The following is an 8,153-nucleotide window of genomic DNA, read 5'->3' on the forward strand; positions in this document are numbered from 1 at the left end:
GGGCAAAGCGCTCAGTCCGGCAACCCCGGCAGCAACTTGTCGAGGGTTATGGGAAAATCGCGCACCCGGACGCCTGTCGCATTGTAGATGGCGTTCGCGACGGCGGCCCCGGACCCGCAGGTCCCGAGTTCGCCGACGCCCTTCGCCAGCAAGGGGTTGGCCGGATAATCGCGCTCTTCGAGGAAGAGGACGTCGATCGCAGGGATGTCGGCGTGGGCGGGCACGTGATATTCGCCGAGGTCGCGGTTCACGATCTTGCCGGTACGGGGATCGTGAACCATCTCCTCGGTCAAGGCGCCACCGATCCCGAAGACCACGCCACCGATCGCCTGCGAACTCGCCGTCTTCGTGTTCAGGATCCGCCCCGCTGCGAACACGCTGTTCCAGCGCGACACCCGGGTCTCTCCCGTGGTGGCGTTGACGCGCACTTCGCAGAAATGGGCGCCGTAGGATGCCTGACTGAAGCGGCTGTTGCTTTCGCCCGGCTCGACGCTGCCCTCGACCGAAATTCCGTTCCCAACGAGATCGCCGACGGCATAGTGCTTTTCGTTGGCGGCACGCACGGCATTGTCGGCAAAGATTGCCTCCTCCGGGGCGATGCCCGCCGCTGCCGCCAGCATTTTGCGGAGTTCCTCGCAGGCCGCGTAGACTGCCGATCCCGCCGTCGTGGCACCCCAGCTGCCGCCGGAGCCAGTGCTACGAGGATCATCGGTGTCGCCGAGCCGCACGTCGATGCGGTCGATCGAGATCCCCAGCAGGTCCGACGCGATCTGTGCCAGGATCGTGTAGGTGCCGGTTCCGATATCCGTCATCTCGGTTTCGATCGTGACGCGACCGTCGGGACCAACACGCACCCTCGCCGTCGACGGGCCGAACAGATTCCCGCGCGCGGCTGCCGCCATGCCGTGGCCGATGAGCCAGTCGCCCTCGCGCATTCCCCCCGGCACCCGATTGCGTCCGGCCCAGCCAAAGCGCTCGGCACCGACCTTCAGGCATTGCGAGAGAGAACGGCTGGAAAACGGAATGCCGAGCTCCGGATGGTCCTCCGGCTCGTTCCGCAGCCGCAATTCGATGGGATCCAGCCCCAGCTGCTCGGCCAGCTCGTCCATGGCACACTCAAGCGAGAGCTGTCCCACCGCCTCGCCGGGCGCGCGCATCGACACGCCCAGCACCTTGTTCACGCGGACGACCTTGTGATCCACCATCCGGTTGTCCCCGCCGTAGAGCAGGTGGGTGGCGATCCCGGCCGGTTCGAAAAACTTTTCCCCGTCCAGCTGATCCGTGACGGTCTCGTGCACGATCGCTTGAATGCGACCCGCTTGATCTGCGGCCAGTTGGAGCCGCTGGTGGGTCGCCGGTCGGCGGCCAGTCGTTTCGAACACATTCTGGCGAGTCATCACGACCTTGACCGGGCGGCCGAGCTTCTGCGCGGCGATGGCAGCGGCCACCGCCTCCGGCATCACACCGAGCTTCCCGCCGAACCCGCCACCTACGAAAGGCGAAAGGAGCCGTACCTTCTCTGGCCCCACGCCCAGGGCCGTTGCCAGCTGATCCCGGGTGGTAACGGGAGATTGATAGGACGCGTGCAACGTCAGGTGATCGCCCTGCCACATCGCAACCGAGGCATGCGGCTCCATCGCGGCGTGGCTCTGGCTGGGGGTCGTCCACTCCCCGTCGACGTGCGCGGCCGCGTCCGCGATTGCACGCTCGACGTCGCCCTCTTCGGTGTGGATCTGGAAGAAGCCGTAGATATCGTCGGTCGGGGGCGCTGCGGCGTCGAGCGCCGCCATCATGTCAAAGACGCCGTTCTCTGCATGGAAAGCCACGCTAACCGACAGCGCGGCAGCGCGAGCCTGTTCGAAGGTCTCGGCGACCACGACGCCGATCGGCTGGCCGAAGTACACGACGTCCTGCACGCCCTGCACCGGCGCGGCAGCCCCGGCGAAATCTCCGCCGTTGCGGATCAGCCGTTCGTCGGTAACGACCGTGAGAACGCCCTGCATCGCCATTGCGGCGCTTGTGTCTAGACGGGTTACGCGGCCCTTGCCGAACGGAGCCCTCAGCAAGACGCCATGCGCCATATCCTTAGGGAAATGCTCGGCAGCATAGCGCGCGTGGCCGGAGACTTTGCGCGGGCCGTCCAAGCGAGATTGTGGTGTGCCCACAAGCGGCTTCGCCACCGTGTCGAGCAGGCTGTGCTCGAAGGGGACGTCCATCTTGATCGTCGCCTTCATCGTGCAACCTCCTGCGTCAGATCCTTCAGGCACCTAACGAGGGTCCTTCTGAACAACGGGATCTTGAAGTCGTTGGCGCCGCTCCCCTCGGCGCCGGCAAGCACCGCATCCGCGACTTGCCCGAACAATGCGGGGTCCGGCGCCTTTCCGAGCAACAGCCTTTCCGCGCCGCGGTCACGCCATGGCATGGTGCCGATGCCACCAAAGGCGAGAGCCGCGGCCGCGATGCGACCTTCTTCGGCCGACACGATTCCGGCCACCGAAACCAGGGCGAAGGCATAGGATGCCCGATCGCGCACCTTGCGGTAGGATTGGCGACCGACCGGCGGGGGCGGTAGTGTCACGGCGGTGATCAGCTCGCCCGGTTCGAGGTGCGTCTCCAGGTGCGGGGTGTCGCCGGGCAGACGGTAGAGCTCGTCCAGCGTCAGAGTGCGTTGCGCACCCGAGCGCGTTCTCGTCTCCACGCGGGCATCCAGCACGCGCATGGCTACCGCCATGTCGGACGGGTGCGATGCGATGCACTCCGGCGAAGTACCCAGGATTGCCATGATGCGGTTGAAACCGCCCTTGGCGCTACACCCGGCCCCGGGATCGCGCTTGTTGCACGGGGAGGCGGTGTCGTAGAAGAAGAAGCACCGCGTCCGTTGCAGCAGATTGCCCCCGGTCGTGGCCTTGTTCCGAAGCTGTGCCGATGCCCCCGCCAGGATCGCGCGGGAAAGGACCGGGTAATGGGTCCGGACGCGCGGGTCGGCAGCGACACTCGCGTTCGTGACCAGTGCTCCAATGCGAAGCCCGCCCTCCGGGGTCTCCTGAATCCCGGCGAGCTCCAGCGCACCGATGTCGACCAGGTTTCGCGGACGCTCGATCCCCAGCTTCATGAGGTCGAGGAGGTTTGTGCCGCCTGCGATGAAGCGGGCGTCGGGCCGCTCCCGCGCGGCTGCAAGCGCCGCATCGGCGGAGTCCGGGCGAAGATAGTCGAACGCGATCATGCGGTTGTCTCCCGCCGATCGCCGGCATAGGCCTCGATCGCCTCCACGATCCGCGGATAGGCTGCACAGCGGCAGAGATTGCCGCTCATTCGTTCACGGATCTCGTGCGAGTCCAGGGTGGAATGCCCGTCGAGATCCTCGCTGACATGGCTTGGCCAGCCGGCATCGACCTCATCCAGCATGGCGATGGCCGAACAAATCTGGCCCGAAGTGCAATAGCCGCACTGGAAACCGTCTGCCTCGATGAAGGCCGCCTGTAGCGGGTGCAACGCCTCCGGCGTCCCCAGACCTTCGATCGTGACGATCTCGTCAACCCCATGCATCATCGCCAACGACAGGCAGCTGTTGATCCGCCGGCCGTTCACCAGCACGGTGCAGGCACCGCATTGCCCGTGGTCGCAGCCCTTCTTGGTGCCGGTAAGCTGCAGGTGTTCGCGAAGCGCGTCCAGCAAGGTCACACGGGTGTCGATCGTCAGCGACCGCCTGGCGCCGTTAACCGTGAGGGCGAGGTCGACATGCGCCTCCGCCTTGGTCCAGCTCAAATTCCCTCTCCCCAAAAACCGCTTCTTCAAACGGCACCATCGGTCGCGCCGTTCCGCGACAAATTGTCGTCCTAAGGTGGACGGATGGGACCGGTGCGCGCGCACCAGCGCGTGGAGTCAGGGGGCGGGTTTGTTGAGGGCTGCCTTGAAGACGGAATTGTCGAGGAATGCCGTCACCGCCACCACCCGCCCGCCCCGGACGGTCATGATCCACAAGTAGGTATTGCGGTATTCAGACCCGTCGCGCAGCGGCGCGCTTCCATCCCAGTAGACGAGTACGTCGTCGCCGTCGGCCCAGATGCGTCTCACATTCGGCTTGAGAGGGCCTGCCAGCCGCGCACGCAAAGGAAAGGAGGTTGCCGTCAGCAATGCCTCTCGCGAGCGATAGGTGGTCGCGACTGCCGGATCATAGCCGGTAATGTGCCAGTCGACGTCATCCGAAAGGAGGCTGAAAATGTCGAACTCGCCCGCCCCCCAGCGGGCAAAGGCGTCCGAGATGAGCGTGCGGTTGGCTGCCTCGATCGCTGTGTCCCTTGTCCTGGGCTCCTGCGCGGTCGCCGCGGCGGTCGTAAGGGTTGCCAAGGCAGCGACAGCCAGAGGGCGCATGGGCGTTTTCAAGGCGAACTCCCTGTTTTCGGTTCGCCAATTTAACGTAGGCGCGCGGCGGGAGTTCGTCTCTCCTTTGTCCCGTCTGGGGGGAGATAGAGTCGTCGATATGGTGCGGATTTGTGAGTTTAGCCTCGGCAGAGTCGAGAGTGGACGAACTGCTTGAAAGCATCGACGGCCAGCGAACGATGCCCGTCGACCGGCGTGTAGAAGAACCCGGGCCAGCTCAGGTTATTCCATGCGGGCAACACCTCCACCAGCCGCCCCGCGCGCAAATGTTCTTCCGCGACGAGGTCGAGGAGACGAACGATCCCGTAGTTGCTCAGCGCCGCCGCGACGAGAGAGGGCGCGTCGTTCAGAGTGAGACCGCAGTCGGGTGCGATCGGTTGCCTCTCGCCAGTTACACTGACGAAGTCCCAGACGTGCGGCTTGCCCGTCATTTCATCGAGCATGCGGATACACCGATGATGTTCGAGCAGATCGAGCGGGCTTGTCGGGGTGCCGAACGCGGCGATGTAGGCCGGGCTTGCACAGGTCACGACCCGGCTGTGAAACAGAAGCTGCTTGTCGAGAGCACGGGATTCAGGCTCCCCGAACCGGACGGCCACATCGACGCCTTCCAGCAGCAGGTTGTCGACGCGGTCGCGCACCAGGACGTCAACCTTGACCCGCGGATGCTCTGCCAGGAACTCCGGGATGAGAGGTATCAGAAGATAGGGTCCCAACGCGCCGTCCGTCGACACACGCAGCCGCCCGCGGATATCTGCAGGCGTCGAGGCCATCGCGATCCGCCCGAGTGATTCGAGCAAGGGTGTCGCTTCGTCCAGGAAGACACGGCCCTGGTCGGTCAACTTCAGCGCGCGCGCATTCCGGTCGAACAGGCGCAATCCGGTCCGCTCCTCGAGCCGGCCGATCGCCTTGCCGATGCCCGAACGTGAAAGCCCAAGCCGTTCCCCGGCACGCGCATAGCTGCCTGTCCTGGCTACCGCCACGAATACGGTAATGCCTGAAATAATTCGTCCGTCGAACAACACCACTGCGTCCTTCCGCAACTGATCCTGTAGATACTACGACGTCCTCAGAAGCCACCACTAACTACACGACCGATCTAGCGCTCTGGATCGACCATCATTGCCCCCTCGTCCTTGTTTAGTAATTATCCAAAGCATTGGAGCGCATTGCGGGTTTGCCTTTTTGCTGCGTACAGGCGCCGGCATCCAATTCACTCCCGCATCTGCAGTCAACTCGCGACAGTCTTCTAGGCATCATACTGGGTGTGCCGCCGAAATCCTCGAAAACCCGAACGCGGCGCAAGTTCGGAAGCCCGCAGGACTGGGGTGAACGGCATCTTATAGCGCGTGCGCTAAATCTTGCATCGCTCAAACTTTGGCCGCTGCCACGTGCCCGCATTTCGTGTAGGATGCCGGAATGCTGAGATTACGGATGAAGCGAGAGGCAGGAGCAAATGCGCGCGCCTTAGCGCGAGATGCAAAGCGGCTCATGGAAATCGAGCAATCGATCGTGAAGCTGGGCGACGAGGATCTGCTCGATCTTGCAGACATTTTCGCAGAGACGCGGGACACTCCCATAGCAGAGTTTGCGTTCGCGGAACTGTCCCGGCGAGGGCTCAGCCTGTAACCTGCAGCCTACGGATGGCCAATGAATTCTCCTCCTGCCGCTCGCGCAGAGCAGCAGGAGGAGAGGGCGTGTCCAGGGTTCCTGCACGGGTACTGCGGTGCCCGGCGGAGGCGCGAGGAGGCTACTCGCCAGCCGCTGCGAGGATCACTTCGGCTACTTCTTGTGGATGTGAAATCATCACCACGTGGGATGCGCCGTCGATGACGGTCGCCTTCGACTTTGCGCGCTTCGCCATGAAGGTCATCGCGCTGGGGGCAATGTTCAGGTCCCCGGTTCCATAGACGGCCCATGACGGGATGTGTTTCCAGGCAGCGACCTTTGCTTCTCGCCGAGTGCCGCGTCTTTGGCCGGACGTTGCGCCACGGCCATCGGCGATGCGTCGTTAGCAGGGACATTGGCCGCAAATGGGTGCGGGAACTTGTCCTGCTGTATAGCCCTTCGCTGCGTGGATCTTGGCGACGCCGTTTCAGCTGGCGGCATCGGCAAAGGCTCCGTGGACCAGCACAATGGTCGGCTTCTGCGCGGCAGGCGATTTAGCACCGCCTACGCGGCCTTGATTGTGTTTCATGGGCGCCGTCCTTCAGTCGGGTGACTTGGAGGACGGCCCGAACGTGATGATCTTTACGATCTTGCCGTTCGGGCTAACCGTGATCTGGTCCCCTCCGCGAGCGAACTCCGTGCCGTCGGCCTGGATGAGTACCCAGGTCAGGAGCGCCACATTATGGTGCGCGGAGACATCACCGATCTCGAAGTGGCCGCCAGGGAAGATTTCGTGGAACGTCGCCATGTCTTCGATGACGAGGGCACGCCCAAAGGTCGTGTTGTGCCGAACCGTCTGGTACTCGATATTCTCGTCAAGAACCTCGGCGGCGATTTTCACCCGCTCATCAAGGGAGTTGGAGTTCCAGGCGGTGTGAAGTCTGCTGTACAGGCGCCAAGCCCCACTCTTATCAACCATGGCTGTTTCCTTATTCCCGACAAGGCGACGGGATTGTTGGGCGTGAATCGGACCTGCGAACGCCGTTAGGCTCATGAGAACGGCTGCAGTCCGCGCGATGCTGCCCGCCTCAAAAGAACCTTGAGAGCACGCCTGTGATGAGGCGTGTCCGCGACTTCTCATGTCGCCGCCGCCCGCCGCGCTATCTGCGGACGCGGAGTCCCGGAATGTGCCAGTTGCCACTAGGGTCAGGACCCATTGATGTGGGAGGCGCGATCTGATTCAGGCTCTGCGAGGAGAGCGTGGATGAGCGACCTGTACTGGCTGACGGATGAGCAGATGGCGCGTCTGCAGCCGTTCTTTCCTAAGAGCCATGGCAAGCCTCGCGTCGATGATCGGCGGGTGCTCAGCGGCATCGTTTTCGTCAACCGCAACGGGCTGCGCTGGTGTGATGCGCCGAAGGACTATGGGCCGCACAAGACGCTCTACAATCGCTGGAAGCGGTGGGGCGAGAGGGGTGTCTTCTTGCGCATGATGGAGGGGCTCGCGGCAGCGGAAGCCGTACCGAAAACGGTCATGATCGACGCGACCTACCTGAAGGCACACCGCACGGCATCGAGTCTGCGGGTAAAAAAGGGGATCTCGGCCGCCTGATCGGCCGCACGAAAGGCGGCATGAACACCAAACTGCACGCCGTCAGCGATGCGGACGGGCGGCCCTTGAGCTTCTTCATGACCGCCGGGCAGGTCAGCGACTACACCGGCGCGGCAGCCTTGCTCGACGATCTGCCGAAAGCACAGTGGCTGCTTGGCGACCGTGGTTATGACGCCGATTGGTTCAGGGACGCCCTGGAAGCCAAGGGCATCCAGCCCTGCATCCCGGGCCGCAGATCGCGCAACGAGCCGGTCAGATACGACAAGCGCCGCTACCGGCGCCGCAGCCGCATCGAGATCATGTTCGGCCGTCTGAAGGACTGGCGCCGCGTCGCCACTCGCTACGACCGCTGCCCAACCGTCTTCTTCTCTGCCGTCGCGCTCGCGGCCACCGTCATCTTCTGGCTTTGACCAATGAGTCCTGACCCTAGCACTACTTTGGCAGAAGCATGAGTTTAGGGATTCCCTCGCCGCTGATTGCGTGATTCATGGGGAGCCAGCTTTGACGGAGGCTGGCGATGGACGAGGACTGGCAGACGGATCTGGAGCGATGG

At 63.6% G+C, this 8,153-nt stretch carries 9 protein-coding genes; 2 read left to right on the forward strand and 7 right to left on the reverse strand.

What is annotated here, in order from left to right:
- Window positions 1-11: 11 nt before the first annotated feature.
- The 5 genes from QP045_RS18035 to QP045_RS18055 all read right to left on the reverse strand — a co-directional run bounded on the left by QP045_RS18035 (window position 12) and on the right by QP045_RS18055 (window position 5,408).
- On the reverse strand, window positions 12-2,234 hold the full coding sequence (locus tag QP045_RS18035; RefSeq protein WP_422516389.1) for a xanthine dehydrogenase family protein molybdopterin-binding subunit: 2,223 nt from the start codon (window positions 2,232-2,234) through the stop codon (window positions 12-14).
- Window positions 2,231-3,223: an FAD binding domain-containing protein gene (locus QP045_RS18040; RefSeq protein ID WP_422516390.1), complete on the reverse strand. Its 993-nt coding sequence runs from the start codon at window positions 3,221-3,223 to the stop codon at window positions 2,231-2,233. Before QP045_RS18040 ends, QP045_RS18035 begins: the two co-directional genes overlap by 4 nt.
- Entirely contained in the window at window positions 3,220-3,780 is a 561-nt protein-coding gene (locus QP045_RS18045; protein ID WP_422516391.1) for a 2Fe-2S iron-sulfur cluster-binding protein, read from the reverse strand. The genes QP045_RS18040 and QP045_RS18045 overlap by 4 nt, the downstream gene beginning before the upstream one ends.
- A gap of 102 nt (window positions 3,781-3,882) precedes the next feature.
- On the reverse strand, window positions 3,883-4,347 hold the full coding sequence (locus QP045_RS18050; RefSeq protein WP_422516392.1) for a nuclear transport factor 2 family protein: 465 nt from the start codon (window positions 4,345-4,347) through the stop codon (window positions 3,883-3,885).
- Window positions 4,348-4,499: 152 nt separating this feature from the next.
- Complete coding sequence (locus QP045_RS18055) at window positions 4,500-5,408, reverse strand: LysR substrate-binding domain-containing protein (RefSeq protein ID WP_422516393.1); 909 nt, start codon at window positions 5,406-5,408, stop codon at window positions 4,500-4,502.
- A 463-nt stretch (window positions 5,409-5,871) separates the two neighbouring features.
- Between QP045_RS18055 and QP045_RS18060 the strand changes: the two genes are divergently transcribed.
- The gene (locus QP045_RS18060) at window positions 5,872-6,009 is read left to right on the forward strand and encodes a hypothetical protein (RefSeq protein ID WP_422516394.1); all 138 of its coding nucleotides are present in this window, start codon (window positions 5,872-5,874) and stop codon (window positions 6,007-6,009) included.
- 121 nt (window positions 6,010-6,130) lie between these two features.
- Here the strand turns inward: QP045_RS18060 and QP045_RS18065 are convergent, their stop codons facing one another.
- Together QP045_RS18065 and QP045_RS18070 are read right to left on the reverse strand one after the other, a co-directional pair.
- Window positions 6,131-6,385, reverse strand: a complete 255-nt coding sequence (locus QP045_RS18065) for an alpha/beta fold hydrolase (protein ID WP_422516397.1) — start codon at window positions 6,383-6,385, stop codon at window positions 6,131-6,133.
- A gap of 204 nt (window positions 6,386-6,589) precedes the next feature.
- Window positions 6,590-6,967, reverse strand: a complete 378-nt coding sequence (locus QP045_RS18070) for a nuclear transport factor 2 family protein (RefSeq protein ID WP_422516395.1) — start codon at window positions 6,965-6,967, stop codon at window positions 6,590-6,592.
- Between the two features lie 285 nt (window positions 6,968-7,252).
- On the opposite strand from QP045_RS18070, the gene QP045_RS18075 reads away from it, so the two are divergent.
- Window positions 7,253-8,010 (forward strand): IS5 family transposase gene (locus tag QP045_RS18075; protein WP_107963731.1). Its coding sequence is split into 2 segments (ribosomal slippage): window positions 7,253-7,586 and window positions 7,586-8,010, totalling 759 coding nucleotides; the frame shifts between segments, so codons are not numbered across the junction.
- The last annotated feature ends 143 nt before the right edge of the window (window positions 8,011-8,153 follow it).

The sequence above is a fragment of the Sphingomonas sp. 3-13AW genome, from assembly GCF_049311085.1.
Taxonomy (GTDB): Bacteria; Pseudomonadota; Alphaproteobacteria; order Sphingomonadales; family Sphingomonadaceae; genus Sphingomonas.